Below are 17,330 nucleotides of genomic sequence, written 5' to 3' on the forward strand. Positions count from 1 at the left end.
TAGTCATAACTATTCTTTAGGTTTTGCCCGCTATAAATCGGTAACAATCCAATACCTTTTATTAGGTAGTTTAAATATAACCAATAAGAGCGACTATTCAAAAACTAAACACTAATATTGTGATAGATATCACATTAAAAATTATCATTTTATATACAGTATTAATCGGTTTATGTTATCAAATGAAACAGATTCCTAAAAAAGTAAAATGGCTTGGCTTAGGACCTCATGAAAATTATCCTGATCGAAAAACATCAGCTATTTTTGGTGATTGGTCGTTACCTTTTGCAGAACTTTATACACCTTATATTTATCCATGTGAAAATGGATTGCGTTGCGAGGTTAAAAGATTGCAACTTAATGAGATGATCATAACTGGACATCAGTTTAAATTTAACGTTAATCAATATGGGACAGAGCAATTAATAGAAAAAACTCATCGTCATTTATTGGAACCTAGGTCATGCGCTTATATAAGTATTGATGCTTATCATATGGGAATTGGTGGAGATGATTCTTGGACACCAAATGTACATCATAAATTTTTACTGACAGATAAACACTATAGCTATCAGCTTATGTTTAAATGTTAAATAAGCCATCTAAAAATAAGGCACCGTTTTGGGTGCCTTATTTTTATTCAATTGTATTTTTCGATATGGTTATTTCTTAATAATTGTTATATTCCATTTAACATTTCACCATCAAACAGCTTATCAAGTTCTTCGATAAATTCTTGCTGAGGTAGGTGATAAAAGATGCCTTGCTCGGGCATTCCTCGTAAAAAGAGATAGTATACCCCTCCAAAATGCGTTTGGTATTGGTAATTAGACAAACGTCCTTTTAAAAAACGATGCAATGCTAAACAGTAAAGTTGATATTGTAGGTCATAGCGATGATCGCACATCACTTTTTCAAGTGCTTCTTGGCTATAAGCATCAACACATTCACCTAACCAATTAGATTTATAATCAACCACATAATATTTCCCTTCAAATTTGAAGACTAAATCGATAAAGCCTCTTAGCATACCTTGTACCGACTCAAAATCTAATTCGGGACATAATCTTGATAAATGATCATATTGTTTACACAAACTATCTAATTGCTGACTAGTGACTGTTTTGCGTATAGGGAGATAGAATTGCAATTCGTTAATATGTTGCCCCATTAACGCTTGCGATAATATTAAATTTGGATCATGCAGTTTTGTAGTCAATATCTGTTGCATCCAATTTGTTACTACGCTATTCCACTCTGTTTCTAAATTGAGCTTTTTTACCATCTGATTACATAATTCAACAAGATTATCTGATGTGATATCTTCCATAATGCTGTGCATTAATGTACCGACATATGCTCCTTTAGGAAAATGGTGGATATCATATAGTGTGTCGTTTGATTGTACTCTATCGGATTCGTATGGGGACTCGTCCCAGTCATTAATAAGATCAGGCTTATAAGCCAATACATTATGATTATGCCTTTGTAATTCAGTATAACTTGTAACCCGCCAACTGTTTGAAATATTACGCGAAAATACGTTAGCCGATAATGATTGGTCTGGCAAAATTGCCGGAATATACTGTTCGCTCTCTATTGGTAATTGGACATCAATTAAATTAGCTATATTGGCAATTGATCTTAATTCACTTTTTAATAAATGATTAATAGCCGATTGGCTTTTTTTCAATGAAGCAAGTCCAATACTACAATGATAAACCGAGCGAGTCATTGCAACATATAATAGCCGCAAATCTTCAGCAAGTCGCTCTTTTTCTATCTGCTCTTTAATCTCATCAGACAGTAACCATGCATAAGTTGGCTGATACTCATTATCTTTATCATGATAAAATTGGCTATCGGATGCACGATATATTGAAATAAATGGTAACCAAACAATTGGAAACTCTAATCCCTTTGATTTATGAATAGTAATAATCTTGACAAGGTTTTCATCACTTTCAAGGCGTTGTTGATGATTTTCTAAATTTGGATCTGGGTTAACAATTTGTTTTGTCAACCACCGAATTAAGGCGTGTGGACCATCTAACTCATTTGATGTTTCTTGAAGTAATTCACCTAAATGCATTAAGTTAGTTAATGTTCGTTCACCACCTTGGCGAGCTAAGATGTTTTCAGCTAGATGCCGTTTTTTCATCATTCGGCGTAACATAACCAATACACCATAATATTGCCAAATTGCTTGATATTGTTTGAATTCTTCGACCAAACTTTCCCATTTATCTTGATCGTCAGTGATTTGTTCAAGGTCTGTCATGGTTTGACCTAATAGCGATGTCATTAATGCTAGCTTGAGCATTGTTTCGTTTTCTGGCATTAAAACAGCTTGCAATAGGCTCAATACATCTTTTGCTTCATTTGAAGAAAACACACTACTATTGTTTGACAAGTAGACACTCTTAACACCGCAATGAGTCAATTTTTGTTGAATAACTTCGGCTTCACGTCCATTACGCACTAAGATCGCAATATCTGCTGTAGTCACAGGACGTTGTTCGTTTTCGCTATCAATTAACATTGATGAATTAGACAGTAAAGTCACTATTTGGGTAGCACAACAACTAGCCATGTGTTCTTGATAATCAGAATTTGTTGCAATATCATCAGGTAGTAAGTAAGCAGCTAATGCCGATACTTCTTGGTTGTTAACTTGTAAAGACTTTTGCTGATTCCGTTTTGCCGCTTCCATGGGTAAAAAAGGAATATCATTAAATATAAATGGATTATCGCAATTAGAAAATAATTGGTTAACAGCTTTGACCATCGAAGCAGATGAACGATGGTTTACATCCATGGTAAAAGAATTTTCCCCTGTCGATTGTTTAGCTTTTAAGTAAGTGAATATATCTGCACCTCGAAAGCTGTAAATTGCTTGTTTTGGATCACCAATAAATAATAGACCTCGATCTAACTTGTTCCTGTCATAAATACGATCAAAAATTTGATACTGAGCAGGATCGGTATCCTGGAACTCATCAATTAAAGCAACACAATATTTTGAGGCTATACTTTGCGCCAATCGATCACCTGCTTGTGCTTTTAATGCACGATTTAGTTGCCAAATAAGATCGTCAAAGCTCATCTCGCCATTTTTGAGTTTTTCGTTATAGATCCCTTTCTGAATTACACTGACAATATCCATTAAGATTTGGCTTCGTAGATCAAAAGGTTGTTTATATAGATCGTCAATTTGTTCAAAAAACGAATGACATGGAACACTTTTTCCTTCTTTCGTCTTTTCGCTTAAAACTGATTGCTTAAATTTTTCAAGTTCGTTGGGTAATTCAAACGTTCGAGTTTCGCTGTTAGCCCATGCCGATACTTTAATTACCCAATTGGGTAGATTTCGACTACTATATGATTGTTTACTGACACCTGATTGTATAATGATTTCAACTAATTTTTCAGACAAAGCTAACCAAGATTTTTTAATATTTTCAATTTTTTCATAACTTTGTTGGTAAAACAACTTTATTGTTGTACTTATATCTAGGTTTACCTTGCCAGCATTGTTGAAATCTAACCCTAAATAAGGGGTGATGTCTTTTAGCAATGCCGTTGGATCTTGCCATGTAGCAAGCACTAAATAAGCAAGTGGTTTATCAAGCTGTGTAAAATAGTGACGCCAAAAATCTTGAGTTACTCTTAATTTTAACTCATATTCATCAGAGATTAGCTTTTGCTCAAATAAAACACCCGATTCAAATGCATGGCTAGTTAGTATTCGTTGGCAAAAACTATGTATAGTATAAATAGCCGCATCATCCATTGACTGTTGAGCAATAGTTAGTTGCTGTACTGCAAATTTTCTATCATCAATTAATTCAATGAGTTGTTGATAAATAGGATCTTTATGATGTCCTTGTAATAGCCCTATTCGCAGTTCTTGAATATTTTGCCTTATCCGCGATCGAAGTTCTTGAGTTGCCGCTTTGGTAAAAGTCACAACCAGAATTTCGTTAACATTTAAAGGTCTTGGGTAACTATTTTGACCAATACCCAATAATAATCTTAAGTAAATAAAGGCAAGAGAATAAGTTTTACCGGTTCCAGCCGATGCTTCAATTAAAGTTCGACCAGTTAGAGGTAAATCAAAAAGATTAAGTTTTTTTACTCCGCTTGATGAAACCATTCAAGATTTCCTGCAGAGTTTGGTAATAAACTAATACAAGCAATTGCGGCAGTAGAAAACATAGGAGGAGCAACTTGCGGACATAGTTCATTAACTAAATATCCCACCAATGGCAAATGAGATACAATAATCACATTTTCAACCCCATCATTTAACAATATTACTAATACGTCAGCAATATGAGATGAGCTACCACCAGGCACTAAAAACTGATTAGTTTCAACTTTTGCAACACTAACGTGTGATGATAATTCTGTTAGTGTTTGTTGAGCTCGCAAATAAGGACTAACCAAACCAATTTCAAATTGAAAATTTTGCTGTTTAAGCCATTTACCAGCTTGATTTGACTGATTAATGCCATAATTTGTTAATGTTCTACTGGAATCCGATGAAGCAGAAAACCCTGCTTCACCATGTCTCATAATACAAACTTTCATCAATATTCAATTAACGTAATTTTAATTGGAAAATCATGCATTCTGCACCACAACAAAAGGTGAATTTTGTTGATAGTTTAAAGCCATTACTTATTTTATCAATATTGCTATTAATTTCACACGGCTCTGTTGCGACATCATTTGCAGCTTGAGTTAAAGATGCTAACTTAGCTTGAGCTTCTGATTCTGTCGCAAAGATGTGTTCATACTCAGCGCTACAGTCTTCGTTATCAATTATTGTACCAACATCCACACAACAACATGCTGGAGTTTCGTTTGCTTTGCATTTGTTTAAAGAATCTGCCATGCTTACCTCTAATTAACTGTTAATATTTTTAATAGTATACTCTCAATCATAACTTAGGGTAAAGCGCTAACTCTGTTTTGTTATCTAGCTGAATATGATGCAGTATGTGGCTACTAAACTATGTTGTTAGTTGAGATAAAAAGAATTAAAGATACCTCTGCCAAATGACAGAGGTCAATACATTAGAATTTAGGTGCTGTTGGGCGACCACGCTTTTTTGCAAACGGTTTATCAGATGTATCTGATTTACTGTTTTTACGAGCTCGTTTAGTATCAGACGCTACTCCACTGATTAAGCTCATTTTCATTGGTTGATTAAGTACTCTTACTTTTTCAAAATGTTTTAGTATGTCTTTTGGCATACCTTTTGGTAATTCAACTGTCGAATAAGTATCATAAAGCTTGATATTACCAATGTAACGACTGCTAATATCAGCTTCGTTAGCAATTGCCCCCACAATATGACGAACTTCAATACCGTTCTCTTTACCAACTTCAATACGATACATATCCATATCACCAACATCGCGTCGTTCTCGACGTTTTGGGGATTCACGATTATCACCTCGTAAACGGCGTTCACCGCCACGATTATCCCGATCTCGCATTTCACGCGATGGTTTAAACACTGGGTCTGGTGGTAAAATTAAAGGGCGTTCCCCTTGTGCTAATTTTAATAAAGCGGTTGCAATCGTTTCAAGATCGGCTCCACTATCCGCTTGTATTTTTGCTAATAACTTTTGGTACTCATCTAAATCACTACTCTCAAGTTGTTTCTGGACTTGCGCAGTAAATTTAGCTAAACGACGCTGTTCAAGTAGCTCTTTTGATGGCAACCCAACTTCTGGAATTGGTTTTTTGATAGTTTGCTCGATATTCTTAAGTAAACGACGTTCACGGCTATCAACAAATAAAATAGCACGGCCAGCACGTCCAGCACGACCAGTTCGTCCAATACGGTGAACATAAGATTCAGAATCTAACGTGATATCATAATTTATAACTAAGCTAATACGCTCAACATCTAAACCACGAGCAGCAACATCAGTTGCAATTAATATATCTAAACGACCATTACGTAAACGATCTAATGTTTGTTCACGCAATTGTTGTGTCATATCACCATTTAATGCAGCACAACTATAACCGTGCTTTTCAAGCACTTCCGCCACATCTAAAGTAGCTGATTTTGTTCGAACAAAAATAATAGCCGCATCAAAATCTTCTGCTTCTAGAAAGCGAACGATAGCTTCGTTTTTACGCATACCTCTAACAAGCCAATAACTTTGGTCAATATCAGGGGCAGTTTGATTGGTACCTTTGATCTGAACTTCTTTAGGATTTTGCATAAATCGTTTAGTAATACGACGAATTGGTGCTGGCATTGTTGCCGAAAATAAAGCTGTTTGATGATCATCTGGAATCGTTGTCATAATGCTTTCAACATCATCAATAAAGCCCATTCTTAACATTTCATCTGCTTCATCAAGTACTAATCCCTTAAGATTAGAGAGATCTAAGGTTTTACGATTTAAGTGATCTAGCAAACGTCCTGGTGTACCAACTACAATTTGAGGACCTTGTTTTAAGGCTCGTAATTGAACGTCATAACGCTGTCCACCATATAAAGCGAGTACTTTTACCCCTTTCATATATTTTGAATATTCAGAGCAAGCATCAGCAACTTGTATAGCCAATTCCCGTGTAGGAGCTAATACTAAAAGTTGTGGTGCTTTTAAGTTTGCGTCAATATTCATTAAGAAAGGAATTGAAAATGCAGCGGTTTTGCCACTACCTGTCTGTGCCATACCCAATACATCATTACCCTCTAATAATAGAGGAATACATTCAGATTGGATTGGTGATGGTTTGCTAAAACCAAGATCATTTAATGCGTTAAGAATATCCTCGGATAAACCAAGATCAATAAAAGAAACTTCTTTTGTCATGTAAACTCGCTTATAAATTTTGAATATATAAACTTACTTATTTAGTAAAAATCCTGATAATTATTAACTAATATCATATAAGTTTTATCTTATTTTTTTAAACCAAATAAAGAAAGCAGATATAAATTTATGCCAGCTCACTAAATTGAAAATTTACAACTCACCCCAATAACTAACTGCCTATGTTAACTCAACAAATCGAATCTAAAAAATAAACTAAGGTTGATTGATATTGATATATCTAAGATAAAGCTAACCGCATTATCTAATGTTAAGAACATATTATTTGGCAAATCAGAACTACGCTATAACAATATTTTCACTTTTAAAACTGGCATGACCCTTGTTACTCTTCTTTTTCTTCAAGTAACTTCATTTCATAAAGTGCCTGTTGATGTTCAACATAGTTATAAATATTATTGGCTAAAGCATATTTAAATAACATTTTGGCACGTTCGTTGTCACCTTTACTTTGATAATATTTACCTAAGTAAAAGTAGGCTTCACAAAGGCGTTCGGCTAATTGTCGATTATTCTCTACACCTTGTTGAAGGTTCTGCATTAATTTAGTTTCGCTAATTTTACCTAAATAAAATGCAATAATATTGCCACTATAACTCGTTTTATCATTAATCAGATCATAACGTTTTTGTAGCTCAATTTTGGCGGCTTTATTATCATTTTCCTTTTCAATCAAATAAAGCCATAGAATCCTAATAGGTTCATTCATATCATATTGATAAAACCTTAATGCATCACGCTCTGCGGCTTGATAATGGCCTGTACGATACAACGTAATAGCACGATTTAAATACGCATAAGTATAAGCGGGATCAAGCTCTAATGTAGTATTAAACGACATTAAAGCTGTATCAAAATCGCCATCTCTTAATGCATAGGTTCCTAGAAAGTTGTAAATGTCAGGAACTTCAGGATTTAAGCTCAACAAATAGGAAAAATCGCTTTGAGCAAAGGCTTTAAAACCCAATGAATCATAGGCAATACCTCGCTCAAATATGAGTTGCATTCGCGTTCCAGTATCAAGGCCTTTTTGAGACAGCTGTTGGCTGAGCTGAGCAATTTTTAACTCATCATCATATGAAACTTGCTCAGGAACAGCTAACAAAGGTTGAGAATTAGAACAACCTGACAAAAGAATAACAGCTAGCAAAATGCAGCATACAGTTCTCAGGTTGAATAATCCCATTTTTATCCCCTAATGAATAATAATTTTATTCTGCTGTTGAAACAACGTCTGCTGTCGGTTCGACAGCATCTTTCATACTCAAACGGATTCTGCCTTGGCGGTCAATTTCTAGCACTTTAACATTCACTTCTTGACCAACTTTTAGATAATCAGCCACTTTTTCTACTCGATGATCGGCAATTTGAGATACATGAACAAGTCCCTCTTTACCACCAATAACCGATACAAAAGCACCAAAATCAACGATTCTTGTTACTTTACCTGTATAAATTTTACCAATTTCGACATCAGCAACTAAGTTAGTAATACGTGCCATGGCATCTTTGGCTTTATTACCATCTGAAGCGGCAATCTTAACGGTACCATCATCAGTGATTTCAATAGTTGTTCCTGTTTCTTCAGTTAAAGCCCGAATTGTTGCGCCACCTTTACCGATAATATCGCGAATTTTGTCAGGATTTACATTCATTGTATAAATACGTGGTGCAAACTCTGAAATTTCTTGGCGAGGCTTATTAATTGCTTGTTCCATTACACCTAAAATGTGTAAACGAGCACCTTTAGCTTGATTAAGTGCTACTTGCATAATTTCTTTGGTAATACCTTCAATTTTGATATCCATTTGCAATGCACTTACACCTTCGCGTGTACCTGCTACTTTAAAGTCCATATCACCAAGGTGGTCTTCGTCACCAAGAATATCTGATAATACGACAAACTGATCACCTTCTTTTACTAATCCCATTGCAATACCAGCAACAGATGATTTGATTGGTACCCCTGCATCCATAAGAGCAAGTGAAGCACCACAAACAGAAGCCATTGAAGATGAACCATTTGACTCAGTAATTTCAGACACTACTCGAACAGTATATGGAAATTCTTCACGGCTTGGCATTACAGCCGCAACACCTCGTTTAGCTAGGCGACCATGACCAATTTCTCGGCGTTTTGGTGAGCCAACCATGCCTGTTTCGCCAACAGAGTATGGAGGAAAATTGTAATGAAGTAAGAACCGTTCGGTATATTCACCAGTTAACTCATCAATGATTTGTGCGTCACGCTCTGTACCTAATGTTGCAGTAACTAGTGCCTGAGTTTCACCACGTGTAAACAGTGCACTACCATGAGTTCTTGGTAAGACATTAGTACGGATATCAAGTGCACGAATCATATCTTTTTCACGACCATCAATACGCGGTTCACCAGCAATAACACGCTTACGAACAATTTGACTTTCCAACTCAACAATAATATTAATCACTTCGTTTTCATCGAGTTCGTCATTTTGTTCTTTTAGTACAGCTAAAACTTCTTCTTTAATTAAATCGATTTGTGCATAACGTGCTTGTTTTTCAGTAATACGATAAGCTTCGCCCAAACGATCTTTAGCTAATTCAACAATGGCATTATATAGCACCTCATTTTTAGCCGGTGCTACCCAATCCCATTTTTCACAATTGGCTTTTTCTACAAATTCGTTAATATTATCAATAACAACTTGTTGTTGTTCATGACCAAATACTACCGCTGCTAACATTTGATCTTCAGTGAGTAAATCAGCTTCAGATTCAACCATTAATACTGCACTTTTTGTACCCGCAACAACTAAATCTAGACGACTGGCTGCAAGCTCTTTTACTGATGGATTTAATACAAATTCATCATTAATAAAGCCAACACGTGCAGCACCAATAGGGCCGTGGAATGGAACACCAGATAAGCAAAGTGCAGCAGAAGCACCAATCATTGCAACTAGGTCAGGGCTCACCTCGGGATTAACCGAAACAACTGTTGCAATAATTTGGATTTCATTAACAAATCCTTCAGGAAATAATGGACGAAGCGGGCGGTCGATTAAACGTGCAATTAGAGTTTCACCTTCACTTGGACGACCTTCACGTTTAAAAAATCCACCAGGAATACGCCCTGCAGCATAGGTGCGTTCTTGGTAATTAACTGTTAATGGGAAGAAGTCTTGACCTTCTTTTACTTTTTTATTTGCAACAACCGTGACAAATACAGCAGTATCATCCATATTAACCATAACAGCTGCGGTTGCTTGACGAGCCATAATACCAGTTTCTAAAGTCACGGTATGACGACCATATTGAAATTTTTGACATGTCGGATTAAACAAAATAGTGTCCTCTTGTTATTTGTTATGTTGAAGTTTGATATTTCGACAGGACGCAACATTACGCTACGCTTATTGATACTCTCTTCAACAATGTGGGGATATATACAACAAAAAGATTATTTCACTGTCACGACTAATGACAAATCTATAAATTATAGAGCTCTCATTAGTCGCGCGAAACATGAGATATAACCTTTACTTTGTTGGCTTACATAAAATAATAATTTTTAACGCTCAATATTATATCAGAGCACCGATTTTTCACAACGAAAAAGAGGCCTAAGCCTCTTTTCAAGTAGATTGTCAATTAGCGACGTAAACCTAATTTTTTAATCAATTGGTTATAACGTTCAATATCTTTACGACGTAAATAATCTAATAATTTACGACGGCTAGACACCATACGTAATAGACCACGACGGCTATGGTGATCTTTTTTATGCTCAGAAAAATGACCTTGTAAATCATTAATACGTGCAGTTAAAAGAGCAACTTGAACCTCTGTTGAACCAGTGTCGTTAGTGCCACGACCATATTCGGCAACGATTTTCGCTTTAGTTTCTACAGTTAGAGACATAATAAACCTCTTAAAATAAACATAAAAAATGGAATGACCGATCTCTAATTCAGACATTCCTCGGTATCCATATAGTGAATATATGAGTTACGTAATTATACTGAAATTTATAAAAATAGCAATTTGATTTATTTAGTTAGCAGCAGTATTTACTTAAGCTCGAAACCATACTCTTCTTGAATTAGTTTTTTTAGCGCCTCAATATAATTTTGAGCTGATAAGCTTAGTTGAGCCTTTTGTGATGTGATCCAGCCAATTAGGATTTTTTCTTCTACATCTAACGGTATTGATAAAATATCAGATCCGTTTAAGTCAGCACTTAAAACCCCTGTGCTAATGGTATAACCATTGAGTCCATGCAATAAGTTAAATAAGGTTGCTCTATCACTGACGTGTATACTCTTTTTATGATAAACCGTACTTAAAATTTCTTCGGAAAAATAAAATGAGTTATATTCGCCCTGCTCAAAAGAAAGATAAGGGTAATCCTCTAAATCATCTAAAGTTAATAACTTCATGGATGATAATGGATGATGAGTACTAATAAATACATGAGGATTAGCTTCAAAAAGTGGATTAAAGGTTAATCTATGTTCTTTCAGTAACCGTAAAATCACTTTTTGATTAAAATCATTCAAATACAAAATACCAACTTCACTACGTAAATTAGCTACATCGGTGATAATATCATATGTTTTTGTTTCCCTAAGCGTAAACTCATACTCATCTGTTTGATTTTTTTTAATTAAGTTAACAAAGGCATTAACCGCAAAAGCATAATGCTGAGTAGATATGCTGCATAACTGCTTAGAGGGTTCTTTTTTGGAGTAGTGCTGTTCCAATAGTTCAGCTTGATCTAAAACTTGTTTGGCATAACCTAAAAACTCAACACCATCAGGTGAAAGTGAAACTCCTTTAGAACTGCGAACAAAAATCTCAATACCAAATTCAGCTTCTAGATCTTTCACCGCTGTTGATAAGCTTGGCTGAGTAATATATAAATTCTTAGCGGCTTCATTTATTGAGCCAGAACGTGCTATTTCTATAATATAGCGTAATTGTTGAAGTTTCATAATATTGGGACGTGTTAACACAAACTATCTTATATAACACAAATATATACTAAATAATATTTAAGTGAAATAAATACTTGTTGCTATTTTATACTCAAACATATAGTTACCTGAAAGTTTTTGACAAAAATTTTAATATAAATGAATTATGAAAGGTAAAAATGAGAAGCAGTAAAATTGATAATAAAATTACTTTAGATATTTTAGGTAGAGAAAATGTAAATTACTTAACTTATAAGTAATTAAAAAAAGTTTTCGTAAATTAATTTTATACTCATAAGGGTCGAAACTGTAATTAACATTGGTCGAATTAATTTACGACCTTTGGCGATGACCATTTTAGCACCAAGCCTCGCTCCTATAAATTGACCAACTAACATAACCAATCCAATTGACCAGATTACTTCTCCCCCTATAATAAAAAACAGCAAGCCGGCCAAATTTGAGGTGAAGTTTAGTACTTTGGTATGTGCAGTCGCTTTGGTTAAATTAAAACCAGCTAACGTGATATAAGCTAACGCATAAAATGAACCAGCACCAGGGCCAAAAAATCCATCATAAAAACCTATACCAAAGGCAGGAATTAATGCGAATTGAATAAGTGAAAGGCGACTGTTACGGTCGTTTTCTCCAATAGTTGGAGAAAGTAGAAAATAGAGCCCAACGCTAATAGTTAAAATTGGTAATAATAATTTTAAAAAATCAGCTTGGATACGCATCACAGATAATGTTCCAATTGCTGAACCAACAAAAGCAAAAACGATTGCCCATTTTTGTTGTTTCAAATCCACCATATGCTGCCGGATAAAATATAGGCTAGCAGAAAACGAACCACCGCAACTTTGCAATTTATTGGTTGCCAATGCACTAGCTGGTGGCAGTCCAACAGCAAGTAATGCAGGGACAGTTAATAAACCACCTCCGCCAGCAATAGAATCAATAAAACCGGCCAAAGCAGCAATCAGAAAAAGTAAAATAAGCAGATCATAACTCATAATTTATTTACATCACCACATTGAGCCCGATAACGAAGGTAATGATCCATTAGCACAATAGCAACCATTGCTTCAGCAATTGGTACAGCTCGAATGCCAACACATGGATCATGTCGACCATGTGTAGATACTTCAACGCTTTCACCCAAAATATTAACTGATTTACCTGGAATTTCTATACTAGGCGTGGGTTTAAGTGCTATGCTGGCTGATATGGTTTGTCCTGAACTAATACCACCTAAAATCCCACCGGCATGATTAGATAAAAAGCCTTTAGGTGTTATTTCATCACGATTTTCGCTACCACGTTTATTCACAACAGCAAAACCATCGCCAATTTCTACACCTTTCACGGCATTAATACTCATTAGTGCATGCGCAAGATCAGCATCTAGTTTATCAAATACAGGTTCGCCAAGTCCTACTGGAATATTTTCAGCAACAATGCAAACTTTCGCACCTATTGAGTCACCCTCTTTTTTTAATGACCGAAGCAGCTGTTCAAGTGCATCTAATTTACTCTCATCTGCGCAAAAAAATGGATTGTGTTCAACTTGTTGCCAGTCTTTCAATTCACATTTTACATCACCCATCTGAGCCAAATAACCACGAATAGTAATGCCAAGCTTTTCTTGTAGATATTTTTTTGCAATAGCGCCGGCAGCAACTCTCATAGCCGTTTCACGAGCAGAGGAGCGACCGCCACCGCGATAATCGCGTATGCCATATTTATTTTGATAAGTGTAATCTGCATGGCTTGGTCTGAAGATATCTTTAATTTTACTATAATCTTGAGAACGTTGATCGGTATTTTCAATAAGTAAACCAATACTCGTTCCAGTTGTAACACCTTCAAATACGCCTGACAAAATTTTGACTTGATCTGCTTCTCGGCGTTGAGTTGTATAACGAGATGAGCCAGGTCTACGACGATCAAGATCATTTTGCATGTCTGATTCTGTTAACGCAAGTCCAGGAGGAACACCATCGACAACACACCCTAATGCCACACCGTGCGATTCACCGAATGTGGTTACTTTGAATAATTTTCCGATTGAGTTTCCAGCCATAATAAATTTATTCCAATGATTAATAACAGTTTATTTAAAACAGTAATGATATTGAATCAGTTCTTCACGTGTGATAGAAAATACACCCAACCCACCACGTTCAAATTCTATCCAATTAAAAGGGACATCGGGATATTGTTGTTGTAAGCTAACCCAACTATTGCCGACTTCACAAACTAATACACCTGCTGGTGTTAAATAATTTATCGCATCTCGTAAAATTTTTTTTACCAGATCTAAACCATCAAAGCCCGCTTCTAATGCTAATTTAGGTTCATATAAAAACTCATCTGGCAAATCACTCATATCTTCACTATCAACATAAGGCGGATTAGTGACAATCAGATCGTATTGTTTTTCAGGCACATCATCAAATAGATCTGACAAAATAGGAGTAACTTGAAAATCCATTTCGTGCATCTCAATATTTGTTTGGGCGATATCTAATGCTTCTAATGAAATATCAGTTATATCAACTTGAGCATCAGCAAACTCATAAGCGCAAGCAATCCCTATACAGCCACTACCAGTACATAGATCTAGAATATTTTTAGGTTCAGTTAATATTATTTGCTCAAAATGGTTATCAATTAGTTCACCAATAGGAGAACGAGGAATTAATACACGCTCATCCACATAAAAAGCATGTCCACAAAACCAAGCTTGGTTAGTTAAATAAGGGGTTGGTACACGATCTTTTATTCGCTTTTGAATAATGTCAATAATTTGATTTTTTTCATCATTAGTTAGATTAGCGGAATAAAATTCTTCAGGAATAAACAACGATAATCCTAACGTTGTTAAAATTAATTGTTTAGACTCATCAATAGGATTATCTGTACCATGACCTAAAAAGACATCTGATAGACTAAGTTGTGATGCTGTCCAACGTATAAAGTCTTGAACTGTGCGTAAGTTTTCCATAATAACTCCAAATGATTTAGGAGAGGAAGGTATTGTTTGTCATTTTAAATAACAACTATAAACTACGAACTATTAAAATAATCTAGATAGCTAGTTTTATAGCGTTATGAACTAATGATTCCATCTTTTAATGACTCAATATGGCGGTGAGGAAGGGATTCGAACCCTTGATACGTTGCCGTATACACACTTTCCAGGCGTGCTCCTTCAACCACTCGGACACCTCACCTCATTAGAACCCGCTTTTCAAAAGCAGGTTGCATACTATAATGATCACCAACTAATTAATCAAGCTTTTTAATTCATACAAACAATAAAACCAAATGTTGCCAAAACAGCTAACACAGCAATAGTTGTGATTAAAGCATATTTTAAATTTGAATCCATTATGTTATCTCCAATTATTTATTAGCTTTCTCGATTGGTAAATCAAACGTAATAACCTCTTTAATAGAGTTATTGCCTTTGATTTTGGGATACTTAGGTGCAAAATCAAGAAGTATCTCGATAGATTCATCTAAGTAAGGATCAGGTTTTTTATAATTTTTTGGTAAATCATCTAATTTAGTAATTGATGGTAAACCTACCTTATTTAAACGTGCATTAGTTCTTTTTAAATCACGTTCCTCATTATTTTTTTGTTCTACTTCTCGTTTTTTCTTATTAAGTGAAACAATATATTGACGATCTTTTTTATCATTAAATCGTTTGATATCTTCATCAATATACATAAATTCAGGATTATGTGAAATTCTGGCTAAATGTTGTGATTCTAAATCAGGCAACAATGGCTTAATATTGGCAAGAGTCAAATAATCAGCTGATGGTATTTTATCCCACGGTAGTGCGTTATCTAAAAAACGTTCTCCCGTTTCATCAACATACTTAACTTTATTCATTTCAATATCTGGCTCAACGCCTTTTAATTGTGTGCTACCGCCATTGATACGATAAAACTTCTGAATAGTATATTGAGCCCCTCCAAGTTCAGGCCAACTTGGATGTAGTCTTGCATCAACTGGATAAGAGATGTTACGAGAAGTTTGGACGGTTCCCTTACCATAAGTGGTTTCACCAACTATTAATGCTCGCCCATAATCTTGCATAGCCGCAGAAAATATTTCTGATGCTGATGCACTATAACGATTAATCATAACAACAAGTGGCCCGGTGTATTCGATACCTTTATTCTTATCATTGTAAGTGATGACTTTTTGTAAATTATCACGTACTTGAACAACTGGTCCAGTATCAATGAATAAGCCAGTTAAATTGATAACTTCGGTTAACGAACCACCGCCATTATCACGTAAATCAATAACTAAACCTTGCAAATTTTCTTTATTTGCTTTTGATAAGAGTCCTTCAACTTTTTCCGTTAATCCCATATAGAAACTTGGTATTTCAATAACGCCAACTTTACCACGTGGATTATCGATAATATTTAATTTCGCTTCTCTATCTTCAAAATGAATCTTATCACGAGTGAGCTCAATTACTTTTGCCTTACTATTATTACCAGCAGGTAAAATTTCCAATCTTACAACAGTACCTTTAGGTCCACGAATTTTATCGACAATATCATCCAAGCGCCACCCAATAACATCTTCAATCGCTGAATTACTTTGACCTACTCCAATAATCCTATCCCCGATGGTAAGTAACTTACTCTTTTCAGCAGGTCCGCCTGTTACAAAAGACATAATCACCGTATAGTCATCTTGCTGGCTTAATGTTGCACCGATACCTTCAAATGATAAACTCATTTCGGAATCAAAATCTCGTTTTTTACGTGGTGCCAAATAACTAGTGTGAGGATCAATTTCTCTGGCAAATGCATTCATAAATACTTGAAAGGCATCTTCATTATTTGATTGCATTATCGTTTTTAAAACGCGATTGTAACGTTTACTTAAAACTTTACGGATCTCTTTTTCATTTTTTCCCGATAAGGATAAACTCAATTCATCATATTTAACACGCTTATCCCAATAAACATTAAGTTCGTTTTCTGATGTCGGCCAAGCAATTTCTTCACGATTAAAATCAATTTCATCATTGGCAGAAAAATCCATAGGCCGTTGTAAAACCTCAAGAGCATATTGATAACGGTCATAACGTTTTTTCAAAAAAAGATTGTAAATATCATAAGCCGTCTTTAAATTACCATCGATTAATTCTTGACCTAAAGACTCTTGTCTATTTCGAAAACCATCAACATCACTTTGAATAAAAATGGATTTACTACCATCCAATAATTTGAAATAGCGATCAAAAATCTGAGCTGAAAAAGCACCATCCAAGGAAAAATTACGATAATGTGATTGAGTAAAAAAATTCGTTACACGCTTAGCAACAACTTGGTGGATATCATCTTGCTTTAGAACTGGTATTTGTTCATTAGCTTGCGGTTTTGCCTGAACATTTTGGCTAAAAATACCCAAAATAAGGCTAAGTGTAATAATACCATTGAGTAATTTATTCATTCAAACTCT

General features: G+C 35.1%; 14 protein-coding genes and 1 tRNA gene. 1 reads left to right on the forward strand and 14 read right to left on the reverse strand.

Features of this window, described 5'->3' with window-relative positions; all coding sequences use genetic code 11:
* Positions 1 to 119 precede the first annotated feature (119 nt).
* Positions 120 to 593, forward strand: coding sequence for a hypothetical protein (locus tag ACGH6S_RS00600; protein ID WP_296317607.1), 474 nt, complete (start codon positions 120 to 122; stop codon positions 591 to 593).
* Positions 594 to 679: 86 nt separating this feature from the next.
* Here ACGH6S_RS00600 and recB read toward each other — a convergent pair whose 3' ends face one another.
* The 14 genes from recB to prc form a co-directional block, all read right to left on the reverse strand.
* Complete coding sequence (gene recB, locus ACGH6S_RS00605) at positions 680 to 4,156, reverse strand: exodeoxyribonuclease V subunit beta (protein WP_411578159.1); 3,477 nt, start codon at positions 4,154 to 4,156, stop codon at positions 680 to 682.
* On the reverse strand, positions 4,135 to 4,593 hold the full coding sequence (sixA, locus tag ACGH6S_RS00610; RefSeq protein ID WP_411578160.1) for a phosphohistidine phosphatase SixA: 459 nt from the start codon (positions 4,591 to 4,593) through the stop codon (positions 4,135 to 4,137). Before sixA ends, recB begins: the two co-directional genes overlap by 22 nt.
* Before the next feature lie 10 nt (positions 4,594 to 4,603).
* Complete coding sequence (locus tag ACGH6S_RS00615) at positions 4,604 to 4,900, reverse strand: YfcZ/YiiS family protein (RefSeq protein WP_065560648.1); 297 nt, start codon at positions 4,898 to 4,900, stop codon at positions 4,604 to 4,606.
* Between the two features lie 182 nt (positions 4,901 to 5,082).
* Positions 5,083 to 6,849, reverse strand: coding sequence for a DEAD/DEAH family ATP-dependent RNA helicase (locus ACGH6S_RS00620; protein WP_174799485.1), 1,767 nt, complete (start codon positions 6,847 to 6,849; stop codon positions 5,083 to 5,085).
* A 346-nt stretch (positions 6,850 to 7,195) separates the two neighbouring features.
* A complete protein-coding gene (gene nlpI / locus ACGH6S_RS00625; protein WP_065589550.1) occupies positions 7,196 to 8,056 on the reverse strand; it encodes a lipoprotein NlpI in 861 nt (286 codons plus the stop codon).
* A gap of 25 nt (positions 8,057 to 8,081) precedes the next feature.
* Entirely contained in the window at positions 8,082 to 10,196 is a 2,115-nt protein-coding gene (pnp, locus tag ACGH6S_RS00630) for a polyribonucleotide nucleotidyltransferase (RefSeq protein WP_411578161.1), read from the reverse strand.
* Between the two features lie 307 nt (positions 10,197 to 10,503).
* Positions 10,504 to 10,773: a 30S ribosomal protein S15 gene (gene rpsO / locus ACGH6S_RS00635; RefSeq protein ID WP_085164450.1), complete on the reverse strand. Its 270-nt coding sequence runs from the start codon at positions 10,771 to 10,773 to the stop codon at positions 10,504 to 10,506.
* 149 nt (positions 10,774 to 10,922) lie between these two features.
* The gene (locus tag ACGH6S_RS00640) at positions 10,923 to 11,846 is read right to left on the reverse strand and encodes a LysR family transcriptional regulator (RefSeq protein ID WP_085164482.1); all 924 of its coding nucleotides are present in this window, start codon (positions 11,844 to 11,846) and stop codon (positions 10,923 to 10,925) included.
* Between the two features lie 242 nt (positions 11,847 to 12,088).
* Positions 12,089 to 12,841, reverse strand: a complete 753-nt coding sequence (locus ACGH6S_RS00645; protein ID WP_085164448.1) for a TSUP family transporter — start codon at positions 12,839 to 12,841, stop codon at positions 12,089 to 12,091.
* A complete protein-coding gene (gene aroC / locus ACGH6S_RS00650; protein ID WP_065589546.1) occupies positions 12,838 to 13,911 on the reverse strand; it encodes a chorismate synthase in 1,074 nt (357 codons plus the stop codon). Before aroC ends, ACGH6S_RS00645 begins: the two co-directional genes overlap by 4 nt.
* Positions 13,912 to 13,941: 30 nt before the next feature.
* Positions 13,942 to 14,835, reverse strand: a complete 894-nt coding sequence (gene prmB, locus ACGH6S_RS00655) for a 50S ribosomal protein L3 N(5)-glutamine methyltransferase (protein ID WP_174799487.1) — start codon at positions 14,833 to 14,835, stop codon at positions 13,942 to 13,944.
* A 141-nt stretch (positions 14,836 to 14,976) separates the two neighbouring features.
* Positions 14,977 to 15,064 (reverse strand) — tRNA-Ser (locus ACGH6S_RS00660).
* 68 nt (positions 15,065 to 15,132) lie between these two features.
* Positions 15,133 to 15,222: a YnhF family membrane protein gene (locus ACGH6S_RS00665; protein ID WP_141672672.1), complete on the reverse strand. Its 90-nt coding sequence runs from the start codon at positions 15,220 to 15,222 to the stop codon at positions 15,133 to 15,135.
* A 14-nt stretch (positions 15,223 to 15,236) separates the two neighbouring features.
* Positions 15,237 to 17,321, reverse strand: a complete 2,085-nt coding sequence (gene prc / locus ACGH6S_RS00670) for a carboxy terminal-processing peptidase (RefSeq protein WP_174799488.1) — start codon at positions 17,319 to 17,321, stop codon at positions 15,237 to 15,239.
* Between the last annotated feature and the right edge of the window lie 9 nt (positions 17,322 to 17,330).

It is taken from the genome of Gilliamella sp. BG3 (assembly GCF_046635605.1).
GTDB lineage: Bacteria > Pseudomonadota > Gammaproteobacteria > Enterobacterales > Orbaceae > Gilliamella > Gilliamella bombi.